Here is a 17,225-nt window from a genome sequence, read left to right as displayed (position 1 = left end):
CATCACCGCGCTCACCACCGCTGCCACATGAGGAACGGCCCCGTTCCGCCGCGATCCCAGCGGAACGAAGCCGTCATCTCCCCCGGCCGAGCCTCTCCCTCTCGCTACACGCGAAGCTGCCGCAGAACGCCTTGGCCTTCGTTGTCACCGAGCAACAGCGCCGCGGTCTTCTCCGCCGCCGCCATCGCCACCTGCGGGAAGACCGACGTGTAGGTGTCAGCGGTGAAGGCGCTCGAGGCCCGTGCTCCTGATGTGGGGCGGCTACCCCGGCGAACACGAAGGACCCCACCCCGCCGACCTGGCTCACGACCTCGACATCGACGACGACGTCTTCTTCCTCGGCTGGCGCGGCCACGACGAACTTCCCGCCGGACTCAACTGCGCCGATCTCATGGTCGCCCCCGCCGTGAACGAGCCGTTCGGCATGGTCTACATCGAAGCCATGGCGTGCGGCACCCCACCGATCGCGACCGCCACCGGCGGCCCCGCCCGCACCATCACCGCCACCGGCCCCCACGCCAACGGATGGACCGTACGACCCTGTTTGCGCACCGCCTTGCAGACCTCTCCGGTCTCTTCAGCCAGCTTCAGGCACTGATCGACGATGCTGCTGTGCGTGAAGCCCCGTTCCTGCTCCATCTCGGCGACATGGCGCTGAAGTTCTTCCAGCGACGGTGAATGCGTGTTGGGATCCCGCATGTGACGGATGAGAGAGCGCCACGCTAGCAGCACCACTGGTTACGGCTCACCGGAACGCGGACTTTCACAGGCTCAGTTGGCTTGTGCGACTCGAGGGTCGGACGCGGTGCAGACCGGAGCGCAAGATGGCCGTGAGTCGGGCGGCGGCTGCCCGCACCTCGGCATGCCGGGCGGCTGGTACCAGTCGGGGAATGAGCCGGTGGCGTACCCGCTTGGCGGATGGGTCCCACGTCCAGGTGCCGACCACGCGGCCGTCTAGCACGATCGTGGGCAGGACCTCACCGATCTGGTTGAACGCCGAGGACGGGGCCAGGTTGCCCATATATCGGCGGCGGTCTCGAAGTACGCCTTGAGCGCGACATCCTCGTGCGCGAGCAGGTTCACCCCACTGGCGTAATCGGCGTCGTCGGCCACGGTGAACTCGGCGAACCGCTGGGCGCTCATGTACAACGGACTGTCGCTCCACGGGGTGAACAGCCGGACGAGCTTGCGCCCGGCGGGTCCGGAGCTGTGCTGGCCGCTGACTGTCGCGCTGATCCTGATGTCGGTGTCCTTCATGGCGATGCTCGGCTCGATGATCTTGTTGCCGCTGTACCTGCAGAACATCCGCGGACTCAGCGCCCTGCAGACCGGGCTCCTGATGATGCCGGGCGGCCTCGCGATGGGGCTGCTCGGTCCGACCGTCGGCCGCCTATTCGACCGGTTCGGCGGCCGGGTTCTGGTCATCCCGGACGCGATCGGGATCATGCTCGCGCTCGCCGGCTTCACCCAGGTCACGATGACCATGCCGTACTGGCAGCTCCTCGGTCTGCACGCGCTGCTGATGGTGAGTCTGGCCGCGACCTTCACCCCGGTGTTCACTCTCGGGCTCGGAGCTGTTCCCCCGCACCTCTACTCCCACGGCAGCTCGATCCTGAGCACGCTGCAGCAGGTCTCGGCAGCCTTCGGCACCGCGCCCGTGATCACCATGATGAGCGCGCGAGCCGATGTTCTGAAGTCCGCGGGCGTCACCGAGGCACTCGCCAACCTCGACGGCATGCGAGTGGCCTTCATCCTCGGCGCGGTGCTGTCCGTGGCGGTGGTCGTCACCGCCCTGCTCCTCCCTGCTCGGGCGGACAACTCCGGGGAGTTCCACGGCGTCGGTTGATGCAGCCGGCGTGACTCCTCGCGAGTGAGTCACGTTCGCCGAGCGGAGGCTCAGCGTGGGGAGAATCGCGATGCGATGAAGGCGACGAGGTCATTCGCCTCCCGTTCGCGTACGGTGATCCGCACACCGTGATCAGGAAACTCGCGGACGATGACGCCATGCGCGATACATTCCTGGACGAACGCCGAGCACTTGCGTCCGAGCGGCAGCCACAAAAAGCTGGCCTGGCTGGATGGGACGGTCCAGCCCTGGTCAAGCAGGATGTCGCGCAGCCGGTCGCGCTCGTCGATCAGGGATCTGACCCGGACGAAGAGCGCGTCATGGACGCCCAGAGAGGCGATCGCCGCCTCCTGTGCCACCGTCGTGACGCCCAGCGGCAGTGCCGTCTTCCGAGCGGCCAGCGCCACCGATGGATGGGCGATCGTGAATCCCACACGGAGCCCGGCAAGGCCATAGGCATGGGAGAACGTACGCACGACCGCAAGGTTGGGCCAGTCATGCGAGACTTCGATGCCGTTGGCGGTGTCGGGATCGGCGAAGTCGCGATACGCCTCGTCCAGCACGACCAGGACGTCCTTGGGAATCCTTTCCAGGAAGGCATACAGACGATCACGCTGCAGAGCCGTGCCCGTCGGATCATTGGGATTGCCCACGAAGATCAAGCTGGTCTTCTCCGTGACCGCGCCGGCCATCGCGGACAGATCCTGATCGAACCCGGACAACGGGACCGGACGGACAGTGGCGCCCGCGATCCTGCTCAAAATCGGATAACGCTCGAATGACGGCCACGAGTAGACCACCTCATTACCGGGTCCGACGGCGGCAAGGAGGAGTTGCTGGACCATGGCGGTTCCCCCGGCACCGACGGCGACACGATCAGTCGTGACCCCGTGATGCTCCGCGATCGCACCCATCAGGTCAACACAGAGATCGTCTGGATACCGGTTCAGCCGCCCGACGGCACTTCGTGACGTCGCCAGCACGCCGGGAAGCGGTGGGTACGGGTTCTCGTTCAGATGGGACCGATAAGCCCTCTCGTCCCGAACGCCCCTCTTCAGCCCGTCGGCTGACAGCACCGTCAGCGCGTCTCGCAAGCGAGGGCCTTTCTCCGCCATAAACGACTCCACATGGTCTGCTCGACAGAACTGCCAATAGACGTGTAGCCCGAATCCGAATCGAGGTGAATCGATTTCTGTCCAGTCAACCAAACCTCACACTGCCAAACGACGTTGACAGAGGATTGACATCTCTTGACACGCTCGGCTCATTTCGGGCGTTTACTTTCATCTGATCAGAGCCATAGGGCGCCTGAGGTGGTTTGAGTCGCCGCAACGCCTCGTACGAAGGCGATCCACAGGTAGCGGTATAGAGGACGACCCGCTGGTCGCGATGAGGGACGAAGAGCACGTCACGGTACAGTTCCAGCCCGCCGAGAATAGGGTGGGAGATGACCCTGCGTATGCGGCGGTCTCTTACGATCTCGCGTTTCGCCCACATGGCGGCGAACTCCGGAACGGCGTTGACCTCCGAGACGAGCTCCTTCACGCCGACGTCAAGGGGATACCGGGCACTGGCTGCGCGGAGGTCCGCCACCCCCTCCCTGAGGAGGGCGTATAGGCCACCCTCGCGAAGAGGGAGCCGGGTGCGGCAGGCCCACCGGATGAAATTCCGATCCCGCGGAGGCAGCCGGGGGAAATCCGTGATGAGTCGGGTCGCGAGATTGTTCCAGGCGAGCACGTCCCATTTGGCGTCCATCACGTAGGCGGGATTGTCCTCCAGTCTTGACAGAAGGAGGAGGACATCCTGGGGGACGTCCTGTGGCGGGGCCTCCGGTGGTGGCGGCTCTTTTCCTGCCAGGTGGTAAAGGTAGGTCCGCTCCTCCTCGGCCAGTCGCAGTGCGCGCGCGAGCGCGCCCAGCACCTGTTGCGACGGCGACGAGCCGCGCGCCTGCTCCAGCCGCATGTAGTAGTCGACCGAGATCCCGGCCAAGCGGGCGACCTCCTCCCGGCGCAGCCCAGGGGTGCGCCGGCGTGTCCCCGCCGGTAGCCCTACGTCTTCCGGCAAAACGTGTGCCCGGCGCCCCTTGAGAAACTCCGCGAGTTCGAATCCGTCCATGCCGCCCAGCATGCCGCAGCAATCGGCCCAGAGCGATACATCAATTTACTCACGAAGGTCGATCGGCTAACGCCCGCGCGTACATATATCCGCGCACAGCTCGATGAAAGCCCAGGTCGTACGGGCACACCGGGGCAGACCCGGGAGAAGACGATCGATTTGGCACGGCATCCGCAGGAAAACTCCCGACCAGTTCTTCAGAGATTCTTGATTGCCGGTCGAGAGGATGGGTTTTGTTATTCAGGTTCGCGCACCATGCCCGGCGCGCGTCCGGTGTTCCAGGAGAGGAGAGCTCTATGGAGTCGGCTAATCCGGCCGGTGCGGATCTGGAATCCGTGATGGGAATCGCGACTGGCTTCTGGCGGGCCCGGACCCTGTTCAGCGCGGTGGAACTGCGGCTTTTCACACTGCTGGCGGAGGGCCCCGCCACCCGGGCGGAGATCGAAGGGCGATGCGGCCTGCACCCCAGGAGTTCGGCAGACTTCCTCGACGCGCTCGTGGCTCTCGGGCTGCTGGTCTGCGACGGCGAGTCGTACGCCAACTCCCCGTCGGCGGAGCGATATCTGGATGAGACGAAGCCCTCCTACGTCGGCGGGTTTCTCACGTTCATGGGATACGCGCTGTATCCGGCCTGGGGACGCCTCACCGAGCTGCTGCGGACCGGCGAGCTTCAGGAAGGGTTCGACTCGTTCGGGAAGTTCTACCAGGATCGCGACCGGGTCCGTGGCTTCATGGCCGCGATGGACAGCGCCTCGGCAGCGGTGACTGCCGAACTCATCGACTGTTTCGACTGGAGCAGCCATGAGTCCTTCGTCGATCTCGGTGGGGCTCGGGGGAACCTGACCGCCCACCTCGTCAAGGCTCACCCGCACCTGCGCGGGATCTGCCTTGACATGCCTCCGCTGAAGGGCCTGTTCGAAGAGCATGTGGCTCAGTTCGGCGTCGGTGACCGGGCGCAGTTCCATGCGGCCGACTTCCTGACAGACCCGCTGCCCGAGGCCGATGTCATGATCTTCGGCCACGTCCTGCACGACTGGGACGAGGAGTCCAGGGCCGTTCTGGTGAAGCGGGCCTTCGAGGCGATCCGTCCCGGTGGCGCGCTACTCATTTACGACGAGTTGATCGACGACGACCGATCCGGCCCCGTCCGCAGCCTCCTGATGAGCCTCAACATGAAGCTGGTGCGATCGGGGGCTGCCGAGTACACCGCCGCCGAGTGCCGCGCCTGGCTGCTCGACGCCGGCTTCACCGACATCACGGTGAAGAGCCTCACCGCCACGGAAAGGCTTGTGACGGCCTGCAAGAAATAGCCGAATCCCCGCGCCCGGCGAGCAGCGCAGCTTGCCGGGCGCAGACATCGATCGAGGTACATGACATGAAAGCGTTGATCATCGCCGCGGACGCCGGACGAGGACTTCGCCCGCTCAGTCACACAACGCTTCCGGCGCTCCTGCCCATCTGCAACGAGCCCGCCTTGTTCTACGGGCTGAGGACCATCCGGGCGACCGGCATCGAGGACGTGGGGATCGTCACCGGCCGCGATGCGACCGATGTCATGGACGCGGTAGGCGACGGGGCCCGGTTCTCCCTCAACGTTCAGTACCTGCCGCTGGATCGCCGGCTGGGTGTGGCCGCAGGCGTGGCGATCGCCCGCGAGTTCCTGGGCGACGATGACTTCGTCCTGTTCACCGGTGAGAACCTGCTCTTCGGAGATCTGCGGGCGCTCATTGCCGAGTTCGACAGCCTGCGCCTGGATGCGCTGGCGATGACCGGGATGGCCGAGGCGTCCGGGGAGCAGGTCCCCATGGGCCTGTACGTGTTCTCTGCCGTGGTCCATCAGGCCATCCTGTGCACCCAGCCCACGTGGCGCCGGGAACTGCGCCTTGCCGACTCGATCCAGTGGCTGATCGACCATGGCGCCGCCGTCCGCGCGCACGTCTTCGACGGTTACTGGACGAGTCTCACCTCCGTCGACGACCTTCTCCGCGGCAATCGCGCCGTGCTGGCGACGCTGGCGACGTCGGCGACGTCGCCGACGTTCCAGCGGCAGGACATCGGCGGCAGGATCTGCACCGCCAGCTCGGTGGCCGGCAAGGTCGTGATCGAGGAAGGCGCCGACGTACACGCTTCACACATCATCGGGCCCGCGCTGATCGGCAGCGGAGCGGAGATCTCCGGCAGTCGAGTCGGCCCTGGCGTTGTCATCGGCCGCGATTGCGTTCTCCGAGACACCGCTATCGAACGATCGGTCGTCCTGGACAACGCGTCCATTCACGGAATCCGGGGCATCAGCGACTCGGTGATCGGACAGCACGCCATCGTGGCCCTGAGCCCGGCAGACAGCCGTTCGCCGAATCTCGTGATCGGCGACCACAGCACCGTGCTGCTGGATCCGGCCGCCCGCGGCGCCGCTAGATGACTTTCGCGGGCTGCGCGATCGCGGGGATGTGCAGGACCGGGGGGAGGCCGCTGTCGGAAAGCTCCTGCACGAAGATGCGTACGAGGTCGGGAGGCCGCCAGTACTGGATCTCTCCCACCGCCTGGTCGCCCACGGGCTGGAGCAGGCGTTCCGCGAAGATCTGATCGAGAATCGCGTCGGCTTCCATCGGATCCTTTCCCAGCATGGCGGCGACGTCGTCGACGGAGAAGGCGGTGTCTTGTCTCCCGGACATGAGGGAGAGCGCCCGCCGAGCGGTGCTGTCGAGCTTGCAGTAGCTCCGCCTCAGCCGGGCCCGGAGGTCGAGGTCGCCCGATCCGAACTCGGCCAGGCGGCGGCGCTGATCCGCGAGCCTGTTGACAAGTTTGTCCACCGAAAGGTGGGACGACATCGCGAGTTTGGAGCCTACGGCGCGAATGGCGATGGGTAAATGGTCGGACAGCTTCGCGATGGTGTGGGCGGCCTTACGCTCTCGCTCCGTCCACTGGTTGCCCGAGATCCGCGCGAGCAGTTCGACCGCTTCGTTCGTCGAGAGCGGTTCGATTTCCACGGTCCGTGCGCCGTCCAGTCCGTAGAGCGGCGATCGGCTCGTCATCAGGACGGCACAGTGCGCTCCGGCCGGAAGCAGTGGCCGGACCTGCTCCGGCGACGCGGCGTCGTCCAACACGATGAGCGCCCGCCGCTCCGCGCACCAGCTTCGAAACAGCTCGCTGCGCCCCTCCAGAGTGGCCGTGGCCTGATCTGGCCGGAAGCCGATGGCGCGGAGGAACCCTTCCAGCACGGAACGGGGATCGACGGGCGTGCCGTCCGATGAGGTGAGCCTCGTGAAGAACTGACCGTCGGGATAGTGCCGCCGCAGCCGATGCCCCAGCCGTACGACAAGTGCCGTCTTCCCCACCCCCGCCATTCCCGTCAGCGAGACCACGCTTGGCGGCGAATTGTCGCCTCCCTTTTCCAGCATGAGTTCGATGTTCGTCAAGGTGCTCGCCCGGCCGGAGAAGTCAGCGGTGTCCGGGGGAAGCTGGGCGGGTGGCACGACGATCGAGGGAGCGGCGGGTGAATCCGCACCCTGGCGGATGAGCGAGGGATCGTCGGCGAGCACGGCCCGCTGCAGCCGCTGAACCATCAGGGACGGCTCGAGGCCGAGGTCGTCGACCATTGACTTGCGCAGCTTGTTGTAGGTGTCCAGGGCTTCGTGACGTCGGCCCGAACGGTGGAGGGCGAGCATGAGCTTCGTATGGAATCCCTCGTGCATGGGGTGAGTGATGATGAGCGACTTCAGCTCGCGAATGGCGTCGAGATGCCGGCCGAGATGGAGGTCCGCTTCGATGCGGAGCTCCAGCGCCTGGAGCCGGGCCTCCTCCAACTGGGCAGAATAGGCTTCCAGAAACGGGCCCTTCCCGATATCCGCCAATGCCGTGGAGCGCCATACGGACAACGCGCTGTTGAGAGACCGGACCGCCCGCTCGTAGTCGCCCTCGGCGAGCGATATCCTGCCCTCCTTGAAGCAGCGCTCGAAGATGAATAGATCGATGTTTTCCGGCGGAACTTTCAACGCATATCCGGCTGACTCCGTCAGGAGTGCGACACCTTTCGCATGTACCGCGCCGCCGATATCAAGAAGCTTACGAAGCTGATAGATGTACGTCTGCATGGTGGCTATCACGGTCACCGGCGGCTCGGTCAACCAAAGTTCGTCGATGAATTTGCTGAGCGGCACGGTGTGTTCGTTCATGATCAGCATCAGCGCTAGGATCGTACGGAGCTTGGGCGGTAAGGAGACCCGCCAATCATGCCCCTTGCACACTTCCAGGTTCCCCAGTAGCCGAAACTGCATGACGCCCCCTTGTGATTAGCAGTTCTCCCGCTGGCCATGACGAAGAACCAGCTCAAGCGGCCCAAGGCGCGACCGGAAACCACGGAGAGCCCTGGCGGACCCCTCCGCCGAACCTGATTACCTAGCAGTGCTCGGTGCAGACTAGCAGTGCTCGGCAGTGCCACTATAATTATGGAACCGACCATTAGCAAGCGTTTGCCCGATCTGTCGGTATCCCCCGTACCTGCGGAGTTTTCCGGCGAAAAAGATCTTGCAACAAGGACAGCCCCTCCGTGTTGGGCCGCCAACGACAGGATCCGCCCTCCGTACCGGTGGGGCGGGAGTCTGAGGACAGTTCAAATTAACCCGGCTTACTGGTGTTTACTAGTGGGGTATACACAGAAATACAAGTCTGTCTAACAAGAATGCGACGGCAACGCGTTCGGCACGTCGCTCACCGTAATCACGAAATAGACAGCGGTAAAGCCGGAACTCAGGACACGCCCGTCCCGCGGGCCGACTCCCCTTCGTACATTTCCTCGCGCAGCCGTTCTTCCGCCGTGTGTTCGACCCGCGCCATGGTGAGGCGGAGCAGGGGTGGAGCCATCACCGAGGTTATGATGGCCACCAGGACCACGATCGAGTACATCTCCGTGTTGAGCACCCCGAGCCTGAGCCCGACCATCGCCACGATGACCTCGATGACCCCGCGCGCGTTCATCCCCGCCCCCAGGGCCAGCGCCTCCCAGTGACCCAGCCGACTGATCCTCGCCCCGATGTAGGCACCGGCGAATTTCCCGGCGACGGCCAGGCCCAGCACCACCAGACCGGCCAGCAGGACGGGAGGTCGGCTCAGGGCGGTGAGGTCGATCCGCAGCCCCGCGGTCGCGAAGAACAGCGGAGCGAGCACCGACATGACCATCGTCCGCAAAGGCCCCGTCTCGACAGAGCTCAGTCCGCCCGATCCACCCAGCATGATTCCGCACACGAACGCGCCGAAGACCGCCTCGAGCCCCATGGCATGGGTCGTTGCCGCCGAGAGCAACACAAGCACGACGACCAGGGCGAGCGTGACACCTGTGTCGCAGGCTCGTCCGGCCACCCGAAGCGCTCCGCGTACGAGGGGACGTGCCAGGAAGGCGAGGGCGAACACCACGGCCACCCAGATGAGCGACAGGACGACCGCTCCACCGCGGAGACCAGTCGTGGCCATGGCCGCGACGACCGACAGCAGCAGCCAGCCGACGATGTCGTCGACCACGACGGCGCAGAGCGTGAGCTGCCCGATATTGCGATGCAGGAGCCGCAGCTCGGCCAGCGTCTTGGCGATCACCGGGATGGCGCTCACTCCCATGGCCACGCCCAGGAAGAGCGCGAACGTGCTCCGGTCGGCCGTCTGCGGGACGAGCGCGCTGGGGAACAGGAATCCGGCGGCCACGCCGAGGCCGAGCGGCACCACGATTCCCGCGATGCTGATCCTGATCGCGTCGAGCCCACGGCGCCGCACCAACGTCAGATCCATATGCGCGCCGGTGAGCCCGACCAGGAGCAGCACACCCACCTGGGCGAAGGAGTCGAGAAGATGCAGCTGCCCAGGGTCGCCGGGCAACAACCAGTTCGCTAGATGCGGTGCGGCATGGCCGAGCACAGTCGGCCCCAGCACCACCCCGGCGCAGAGCTCACCGACGATGCTGGGCATTCCGCAGCGGATCGCCAGTCTGCCCAGCAGGAGCGCCATCAGGAGCAGCGTTCCCACCTGTAACAGGAAGATGAGTAGTTCGTGCGCGCCCAGCGGGGCGACGGGGCTGACAGGGCTGACGGCGAGGACCACAGAGACTCCTCTGGCAGGGATGCGGGCTCAGCGGGGGGCGCCGCGCAGATCTGAGGCGAGCAGGGAGAGCAGTGTGGACGGATCCTCGATGTGGAAGAGGTGTCCGCCGGGTAGCACGTGCAACCGGAAGTCGCCGGCCGCCAGCTCGTCCCAGTGCTTCATGCCCTCCGGCTCGACGATGGGATCGGCTTTCCCCGCGAATCCGACGATGGGCATGGTCAGCTCGGACGTGGCTGAGGCGCGGTAGGCGGCCAGCCACTCGAGGTCCGACCTGAGCACGCGAGCGAGTCGCCCGCGCAGAGACGGATGTTCGAGTACCGCCAACGGAGTTGCGCCAAGCTGGGCGATCTCGTCGATCAGCGCGTCGTCGGCCAGGGTCGCCCACCGACGCACCCACGCGCTCGGCAGATGCGGCGGGCTGCAAGCGCCGACGAACAGGGATGCCGGTGGCCGGCCACGCCGGCACATCTCCAGGGCAAGGTCATAGGCCAGGGCTGCTCCCATGCTGTGCCCGTACAGTGCGTAGGGGCGATCGATGTAGTCGGTCAACGCGTCCGCCAGATCGCGCGGCTCGAATGCGGGCGGTTCGGTGAACCTGTTCTCCCGCCCCGGCAACTGCACCGGCTGTGCCCAGATCGAACCGGGCAGGTGGCGCCGCCACTTCGCGTAGCTGGTCCCCCCTCCCCCTGCGTTGGGGAGGCAGAAGAGGATGACGTGTGCCTCGGGAGGCGGGGGCGACCCAAGGAACCAGCGGGCGGAGCTTTCCGGCAAGGTCTTCACGGGCCTCACATCCCCAGGCGTACGGTCAGGAAGTTCGTCCACACGTCGCCGCGCTGGAAGGCGGCGTCGGTCAGGACCCTCTGGTGGAACGGGATCGTGGTACGCACCCCTGGCCCTTCGACCCGCAACTCGCCCAGTGCCCGTCGCATGCGAGCCAGGGCCGCCGCACGGTCCGGCGCCCAGGCGATGACCTTCGCGATGAGGGAGTCGTAGTACGGGGGGATCTGGCCACCGGCCTCGCAGTGCGAATCGACGCGGACGCCAGGACCGCCGGGCGCCCGGAACTCGGCCAGCCTGCCAGGAGTCGGGGTGAACTCCCGGTCGGGGTCCTCCGCGTTGATCCGTGCCTCCAGCGCGTGCCCGCGCAGCAGGACGTCCGACTGCTCCAGGCCCAGTCGCTCTCCCGCCGCGACCCGGATCTGTTCCTGCACCAGGTCCACACCCGTGACCATTTCGGTGATCGGGTGTTCCACCTGGATGCGGGCGTTCATTTCCATGAACCAGTAGCTGCCGTCCTCGTCGAGGAGGAATTCCATGGTGCCCGCACCCTGGTAGCCCAGCGCCTTCGCGCCGCGTAACGCCACTTCCCCCATCTCGGCACGCAGATCCGCATCCAGCGCGGGAGAAGGCGCCTCTTCGAGGAGTTTCTGGTGGCGGCGCTGGACCGAGCAGTCGCGCTCGCCGAGATGCACCACGTTCCCGTGGGCGTCGGCCAGGATCTGGAACTCGATGTGGCGGACGGTGGGCAGGTATCGCTCCAGGTAGACCCGGCTGTCCCCGAACACGGCCTGGGCGCTCGACCTGGTCGCCTGATAGGCGCGCCGCAGCTCGGCCGGGGAGTAGGCGACCGCGATCCCCCGTCCGCCGCCGCCCGCCACGGCCTTGACGACGGCGGGATAGCCGATCCGTTCCGCGATGGCCATCGCGGCATCCAGGGAGGTGACCGGCTCCGTCGTGCCGGGCAGGAGTGGCAGGCCTGCCTCGGCCATCAGCCTGCGCGCGGTGGCCTTGTCCCCCACCGCCTCCATCACCTGCGGCGCGGGGCCGATGAAGGCGATGCCGTTGCCGGCGCAGATCTCGGCGAAGTACGGATCCTCGGAAAGGAACCCGTAACCTGGATGGATCGCGTCGGCGCCGGCCTTCAGCGCGGCCGCGATGACGTTGGGGATGTTCAGGTAGCTTCTTCGGGCCGCTGGAGAGCCGATGCAGACGGCCTCGTCGGCCATGGCGACGTGCGACGACTCCGCATCGGCGGTGGAGTAGACGGCGACGGAGGGAATGTCGAGCTCGCGACAGGCCCGGATGATCCGTACCGCGATCTCACCTCGGTTGGCGACGAGAATCTTGGCGAACACGATCGCCCCTCACTCATCCGTGGGGAGCAGGTCGACCAAGGGCTGGCCGAACTCCACCATGTCGCCGTCCGTCCCGCGAACCGCGACCACCCGGCCGCGGAACTCCGAGATCACCGGTGTGAACATCTTCATGGCCTCGACGAGTGCGACCTGCGTCCCTATTTCCACCAGGTCCCCCAGGTCGACGAAGGCGGGTTCATCCGGTGACGGGCGGCCGTAGAACGTTCCCACCATCGGTGCGGTGATGCTCAGCACGTCGTCCGGAACCGGCTCGGCGGGCTCGGCCGGAGCAACGGCACGCTCCACCTGAGGGGAGCGGGCCTCCTCGCCGTCGCTCCAGATCACTTCGACGGAGCATTCGCCCGCGCGAACCGAGATGCTGTGAACCCGGCCGGGCAGGGCGCCGGCGATCGTCTGCAGTGTCGTGCTCAGCTCGCGCACCTGCCGGACGGTGACCGAGCCGTCAGTCTCCTCCACGGCCGCCACCTCCGATCAGTTCCATTTGGCACGCCGGGTCTCCGAACCTCGCGAATCGCCGGTACCGCTGGTCCGCGATCTCGGTGGCGGGGATGCCGAGCAGTTCGTCCAGCGCCGACTCCAGAGCGGTTCTGACGTTCTCCGCCACCACGGTGTGATCGGTGTGGGCTCCTTCGCGGGGCTCCAGCACGACCCCGTCCACGATTCCGAGGCGCAGCAGATCGGGTGGGGTCAGCTTGAGCTGCTCGGCGGCCCTCGGCGCGGACGTGGCGCTGCCGAACAGAATGGTGGAGCAGCCTTCCGGGCTGATCACGGAGAAGTAGGCGCTCTCGAGGATCAGCACCCTGTTGCCGACGGCCATCGCCAGCGCGCCACCGCTGCCGCCCTCACCGGTGATCAGGGAAACGGTCGGGACCGACAGCTCGGCCATGCGGGTGATGCAGCGGGCGATCGCGTACGCCTGGCCGCGCTGCTCGGCCTCGATCCCGGGAAAGGCACCGGGAGTGTCGACCAGGGTGACCACCGGAAATCCGAACTTCTCCGCGTATTCCATCAACCGATAGGCCTTGTGGTAGCCCCATGGCTGGGGCATGCCGAAGTTCCGGCGCACCAGCTCGCTGACCTCGCGCCCCTTCTGATGGCCGATGACCACGACGGTACGGTCACCGAGGCGGGCCAGACCGCCGACGATCGCAGGGTCGTCGCCTCCGCCCAGCCTGTCGCCGTGCAGCTCGAAGAAGTCGTCGAAGGCGTTGGCGCAGTAGTCCAGCGTCGTCGGCCGCTCGATGTTGCGGGCCTGGGCGACCACGTCGACGGCGGGCCGCTTGGACAGTCGCTCCGGCAGGGTGACCAGGCTCGGCGGTGTCCTCGCGGCCGCGGGCTCGCTCCGTTCTCCCGGGGCATGCAGCCGCAGCAGGCGTGACAGCGTTCCGCGCAGCCCTTCGCGGGGCACCACGAGGTCGATCTGACCGTTGTCTCGAAGGAATTCCGCGGTCTGGAAACCGGCCGGGAGCTCCTGACGGATGGTCTGCTCGATGACGTGCGGGCCGGCGAAACCGATGCGCGCGCCGGGTTCCGCGATGATGACGTCGCCGAGCATCGAGAACGACGCGGTGGCCCCGCCGTACGTGGGATCGGTGTTGAGGTTGACGACCAGCACTCCGGCGGCATGGAGGCGACCGAGTTCCTGGCTCGTCTTGGCCAGTTGCATGAGGGAGATCGCGCCCTCCTGCATGCGGGCGCCGCCGGAGGCCGAGACGATGAGCAGGGGGACCCGGTCTTCGAGCGCGCGCCGGGCGGCGCGAGCGATCAGCTCGCCGGCGGCGCCTCCGATGCTGCCGCCGAGAAACGTGAAGTCCAGTAGCGCGATCACCAGGGGCAGACCGTCCAGCCGCGCTGTGCCGCACACGACCGCGGCCGGGTTGCCCGTCCGGATCTGGCTCTCCGCCACCCGCTGGGTGTACGGCTTGGTGTCGACGAACCCGAGGATGTCGACCGGCACCACGTCGCCGCCGAATCTCGCCAGGCTGCCCGGATCGAGCAGCAGGTCCAGCCGCTCCTGCGCCGAGAGCCGGAAGTGGTACTGACACTCGGGGCAGACCTTGAGATTGCGCTCCAGCCGCCGCCGGTAGATCAGCTCGTCGCAGCCCAAGCACCGCAGCCAGTCGTCCTCGGTGCCGCCGAACCTGGAGACCCGCAGCGCGACGACCGGAGAGGGACTCGTCGTCGTCATGGCTCACTCCGCCCCGTGCGTGTAGCGCGCCTGGCAGAAGATCGAGTTGATGTCGTCGGTCACCGCGCGGCACTCCTTGAAATGGCCCTGGACGTCCGGATGGCGCTGCATCAGGTCGAACTCCTCCTTGCTGCGCCACTGGGCGTAGTTGACGACACGGGTGCCGTCGTAGCTCATGTGAACGTTGGCGGAGACGAAGCCGGGAAACCTCTGGATGATGTCCGTGGCCTCCACGATGACGTCGTAGATGCGTTTCTGGTCTCCCGGTGTCACCGTGAAGATGTTGATGAGCGTGTAGTAATCGTCTTCCGGGACGATCTTCCCCATGAAAGCCTCCATCGGCCTGGTTTCCTCACACGGCTTTCACGACCAGCGCGGAGTTGAATCCGCCATGGCCGCGGGCCACGATGAGCACGGTCCGGATCGGCAGTTGTCTGGCCTGCTCCCTGACCACGTCGATTTCGTACTGGTCCGGCACGTCGCTGACGTTGGCGGCGGCGGGCACGACGCCTTCCTTGATCATCATGAGCGCGCTGACGACATCGAGCGGCCCGCCGCCGGAGTACAGCCGGCCCGTCATCGTCTTCGGGATGGACACCGCGACCGCCCGGGGGCCGAACACCTGCCTGATCGCCTCCGCCTCGACCTCGTCCAGAGCGGGCAGGCCACTCGCGTCGGCGATGACCACATCGACCTCGGCCGGCTCGACGCCTGCGTCGTCCAGCGCGCCGCGGATCGCCCGCGCCAGTGCGGGCGGACGGCCGGTTCCCTGCGCCGGGTCGAAGGACGCCGTATAGCCTGCGATCTCCCCGTAAATCCGTGGGGCGCCTCGTGCGAGCGCGGCTTCGCGCTCTTCGAGGAGCAGGATCGCACCCCCCTCTCCGGGGACGTATCCGTTCGCGTCCCGGTCGAATGGGAGGAACGCGCGGCGCGGATCGTGGCTCGTGCTCAGCCGCCCGTTGGGGATCTGGGCGGTGAGCCCCCAGGGGCAGAGCGGTGCGTCCATTCCTCCGGTGATGGCGATCCTGACGCTCCCTTTGCGCAGGTGCCTGCGGGCACAAGCCAGTGCGTCAAGCCCTCCCGCCTGCTCGGCCACCATCACCGAACTGTGTCCCTTGGCGCCGTGCCTGATGGAGAGCTGACCGGTGTTCACCGCGTAGAACCAGGCGAAGGACTGGTAGGCGCTGACCCGGTGCGGTCCCTCGCTCCACAGTTTCTGCAGTTCGTGCTGCCCGAACTCGAACCCACCACAGCCGTTGGCGGTGATCACTCCGATCTCGTACTCGTTCAGGTCCGTGACGGCGATGCCGGCGTCCTCCAGTGCCCAGTCGGTGGCGGCCAGCGCGAACTGGGTGACCCGATCGGTCTGTGGCACCAGCCGCCCCGGTACGTGCTGCGCGGGGGCGAAGCCGAGCACTTCTCCGCCGACCTGAGTGGGGTACGACGAGGGGTCGAACCGGGTCAGGCGGCGAATCCCGCTGTCGGCCGCCAGGGTCGCCGCCCAGAAATCACCCGCTCCGAGCCCGTTGGGAGCGACCACGCCTACTCCCGTCACCACGATCCGCTCACTCATGTTCCCGGTCCTTCAGCCGGCGCAGAATCGCCGCGCTCTGGAACCCGCCGAACCCGCTACCGACGCTGAGCGCCGCATCCACCTCGCGCTCGCGGGCGACGAGCGGGATGTAGTCCAGGTCGCATTCGGGATCAGGTTCGTGCAGATTCGCCGTCGGAGGGACGACGCCGTGCTCGATCGCCAGCGCACACGCCGCGATCTCGATCGAGCCGACCGAGCCCAACGAGTGGCCGATCATCGATTTGATCGAACTCACGGGGATTCCGTAGGCCGCCGGGCCGAGGGCGTCCTTGAACGCCGCGGTCTCGTGCAGGTCGTTCTGCTTGGTACCGGAGCCGTGCGCGTTGATGTAGTCGAAGTCCTCGGGGGCCAGGCGAGCCTGCCGCATCGCCTCGCGAATGGCCTCGGCCATCTCCCTGCCGTCAGGTCGCAGCCCGGTCATGTGGTAAGCGTTGCAACGGGTGGCGAATCCCGCGAGCTCGGCGTAGACATGGGCGCCGCGCCGCCGGGCGTGTTCCAGTTCCTCGACGACGAAGATCGCCGCCCCCTCCCCGAGGGCGAAGCCGTTGCGGGTCCTGTCGAAGGGACGGCACGCGCCGGCGGGATCGTGGTTGTCGGGAGATGTGGCACGTAACGCGTCGAAGCACGCGTAGGTGATGGGCGACAGGGGCGCGTCGGACGCGCCGGTGATCATGACGTCCGCCGAGCCGTCCCTGATCAGCTCAAGGGCGTGGCCCACGGCGTCCAGCCCGGAGGTACAGCCGGTGGACACGACCGTGGCAGGTCCTTCGGCACCCGCCGCCCACGCGACCTCGCGGGCCAGCGACGAAGGCACGAAGAAGTCGAACAGCTGCTCCGCGGCCCGGCGGTGGTCGACGAGCCATTCACTGCCGCGACCGCTGACCGCGACGTACTGGCTCTCCAGCCCCATCGTGCAGCCCACGGCCGTTCCGACGCTGACACCGGTACGCTCCGGATTCAGGCCGGCCATCCACAGCCCGCTGTCCTCCAGTGCCTCACGCAGGCAGACCACGGCGAACTGGACCATGCGGTCGAGCCCCTCGGCCTGTTCACGCGACAGATTCGCGGCCAGCGGATCGAAGTCGACCTCGCCGGCGATCCGCGAGCGGAAGCCCGTGGCGTCGAACAGCGTGACAGGCCGGGTCGCGGACCGGCCGGAGGTGATCTGTTCCCAGAACGGTTTGGTGCCCACTCCGCCTGGGGCGATGACGCCCATTCCGGTGATCACGGCTCTGCGCATCG

16 protein-coding genes are annotated in these 17,225 nt (G+C 66.8%); 4 read left to right on the top strand and 12 right to left on the bottom strand.

Annotated features, from left to right (window positions below; all coding sequences use genetic code 11):
- Nucleotides 1-250 precede the first annotated feature (250 nt).
- The gene (locus ABZX22_RS28885; protein ID WP_354914817.1) at nucleotides 251-598 is read left to right on the top strand and encodes a glycosyltransferase; all 348 of its coding nucleotides are present in this window, start codon (nucleotides 251-253) and stop codon (nucleotides 596-598) included.
- 356 nt (nucleotides 599-954) lie between these two features.
- Here ABZX22_RS28885 and ABZX22_RS28880 read toward each other — a convergent pair whose 3' ends face one another.
- Nucleotides 955-1,305, bottom strand: a complete 351-nt coding sequence (locus ABZX22_RS28880; protein WP_354914825.1) for a hypothetical protein — start codon at nucleotides 1,303-1,305, stop codon at nucleotides 955-957.
- Between ABZX22_RS28880 and ABZX22_RS28875 the strand changes: the two genes are divergently transcribed.
- Nucleotides 1,241-1,846, top strand: coding sequence for an MFS transporter (locus tag ABZX22_RS28875; protein ID WP_354914610.1), 606 nt, complete (start codon nucleotides 1,241-1,243; stop codon nucleotides 1,844-1,846). The two genes, ABZX22_RS28880 and ABZX22_RS28875, sit on opposite strands and share 65 nt — an antisense overlap.
- 50 nt (nucleotides 1,847-1,896) lie before the next feature.
- Here ABZX22_RS28875 and ABZX22_RS28870 read toward each other — a convergent pair whose 3' ends face one another.
- Together ABZX22_RS28870 and ABZX22_RS28865 are read right to left on the bottom strand one after the other, a co-directional pair.
- Complete coding sequence (locus tag ABZX22_RS28870; RefSeq protein ID WP_354914608.1) at nucleotides 1,897-2,961, bottom strand: histidinol-phosphate transaminase; 1,065 nt, start codon at nucleotides 2,959-2,961, stop codon at nucleotides 1,897-1,899.
- Between the two features lie 85 nt (nucleotides 2,962-3,046).
- Complete coding sequence (locus ABZX22_RS28865; RefSeq protein WP_354914606.1) at nucleotides 3,047-3,961, bottom strand: helix-turn-helix transcriptional regulator; 915 nt, start codon at nucleotides 3,959-3,961, stop codon at nucleotides 3,047-3,049.
- A 296-nt stretch (nucleotides 3,962-4,257) separates the two neighbouring features.
- Here ABZX22_RS28865 and ABZX22_RS28860 point away from each other — a divergent pair, with 296 nt between their 5' ends.
- Together ABZX22_RS28860 and ABZX22_RS28855 are read left to right on the top strand one after the other, a co-directional pair.
- On the top strand, nucleotides 4,258-5,271 hold the full coding sequence (locus ABZX22_RS28860; RefSeq protein ID WP_354914605.1) for a methyltransferase: 1,014 nt from the start codon (nucleotides 4,258-4,260) through the stop codon (nucleotides 5,269-5,271).
- Between the two features lie 65 nt (nucleotides 5,272-5,336).
- The gene (locus ABZX22_RS28855; protein ID WP_354914604.1) at nucleotides 5,337-6,380 is read left to right on the top strand and encodes a sugar phosphate nucleotidyltransferase; all 1,044 of its coding nucleotides are present in this window, start codon (nucleotides 5,337-5,339) and stop codon (nucleotides 6,378-6,380) included.
- Here the strand turns inward: ABZX22_RS28855 and ABZX22_RS28850 are convergent.
- The 9 genes from ABZX22_RS28850 to ABZX22_RS28810 all read right to left on the bottom strand — a co-directional run bounded on the left by ABZX22_RS28850 (nucleotide 6,373) and on the right by ABZX22_RS28810 (nucleotide 17,223).
- Nucleotides 6,373-8,142 carry a BTAD domain-containing putative transcriptional regulator gene (locus tag ABZX22_RS28850; RefSeq protein WP_354914602.1) on the bottom strand — a complete coding sequence of 590 codons (1,770 nt, stop codon included), beginning with the start codon at nucleotides 8,140-8,142 and terminating at the stop codon, nucleotides 6,373-6,375. The two genes, ABZX22_RS28855 and ABZX22_RS28850, sit on opposite strands and share 8 nt — an antisense overlap.
- Nucleotides 8,143-8,707: 565 nt before the next feature.
- Nucleotides 8,708-10,045: a cation:proton antiporter gene (locus ABZX22_RS28845; protein WP_354914600.1), complete on the bottom strand. Its 1,338-nt coding sequence runs from the start codon at nucleotides 10,043-10,045 to the stop codon at nucleotides 8,708-8,710.
- A gap of 27 nt (nucleotides 10,046-10,072) precedes the next feature.
- On the bottom strand, nucleotides 10,073-10,825 hold the full coding sequence (locus ABZX22_RS28840; protein WP_354914598.1) for an alpha/beta fold hydrolase: 753 nt from the start codon (nucleotides 10,823-10,825) through the stop codon (nucleotides 10,073-10,075).
- Between the two features lie 5 nt (nucleotides 10,826-10,830).
- On the bottom strand, nucleotides 10,831-12,180 hold the full coding sequence (gene accC / locus ABZX22_RS28835; RefSeq protein WP_354914596.1) for an acetyl-CoA carboxylase biotin carboxylase subunit: 1,350 nt from the start codon (nucleotides 12,178-12,180) through the stop codon (nucleotides 10,831-10,833).
- Nucleotides 12,181-12,189: 9 nt separating this feature from the next.
- Nucleotides 12,190-12,666 (bottom strand): biotin/lipoyl-containing protein, encoded by a 477-nt coding sequence (locus ABZX22_RS28830; RefSeq protein ID WP_354914594.1) that lies wholly within the window; start codon nucleotides 12,664-12,666, stop codon nucleotides 12,190-12,192.
- Complete coding sequence (locus ABZX22_RS28825; RefSeq protein WP_354914592.1) at nucleotides 12,644-14,389, bottom strand: acetyl-CoA carboxylase carboxyltransferase subunit alpha; 1,746 nt, start codon at nucleotides 14,387-14,389, stop codon at nucleotides 12,644-12,646. Before ABZX22_RS28825 ends, ABZX22_RS28830 begins: the two co-directional genes overlap by 23 nt.
- Nucleotides 14,390-14,392: 3 nt before the next feature.
- A complete protein-coding gene (locus ABZX22_RS28820; RefSeq protein WP_354914590.1) occupies nucleotides 14,393-14,716 on the bottom strand; it encodes an antibiotic biosynthesis monooxygenase family protein in 324 nt (107 codons plus the stop codon).
- Between the two features lie 25 nt (nucleotides 14,717-14,741).
- On the bottom strand, nucleotides 14,742-15,962 hold the full coding sequence (locus ABZX22_RS28815; protein ID WP_354914588.1) for a ketosynthase chain-length factor: 1,221 nt from the start codon (nucleotides 15,960-15,962) through the stop codon (nucleotides 14,742-14,744).
- Entirely contained in the window at nucleotides 15,955-17,223 is a 1,269-nt protein-coding gene (locus ABZX22_RS28810; protein WP_354914586.1) for a beta-ketoacyl-[acyl-carrier-protein] synthase family protein, read from the bottom strand. The genes ABZX22_RS28815 and ABZX22_RS28810 overlap by 8 nt, the downstream gene beginning before the upstream one ends.
- Between the last annotated feature and the right edge of the window lie 2 nt (nucleotides 17,224-17,225).

Origin of the sequence: Nonomuraea sp. NPDC003804, assembly GCF_040610675.1 — a bacterium.
Classification (GTDB): domain Bacteria; phylum Actinomycetota; class Actinomycetes; order Streptosporangiales; family Streptosporangiaceae; genus Nonomuraea.
Note: the sequence above shows the minus strand (reverse complement) of the source record. Positions and strands in the feature narration are given on the sequence as shown.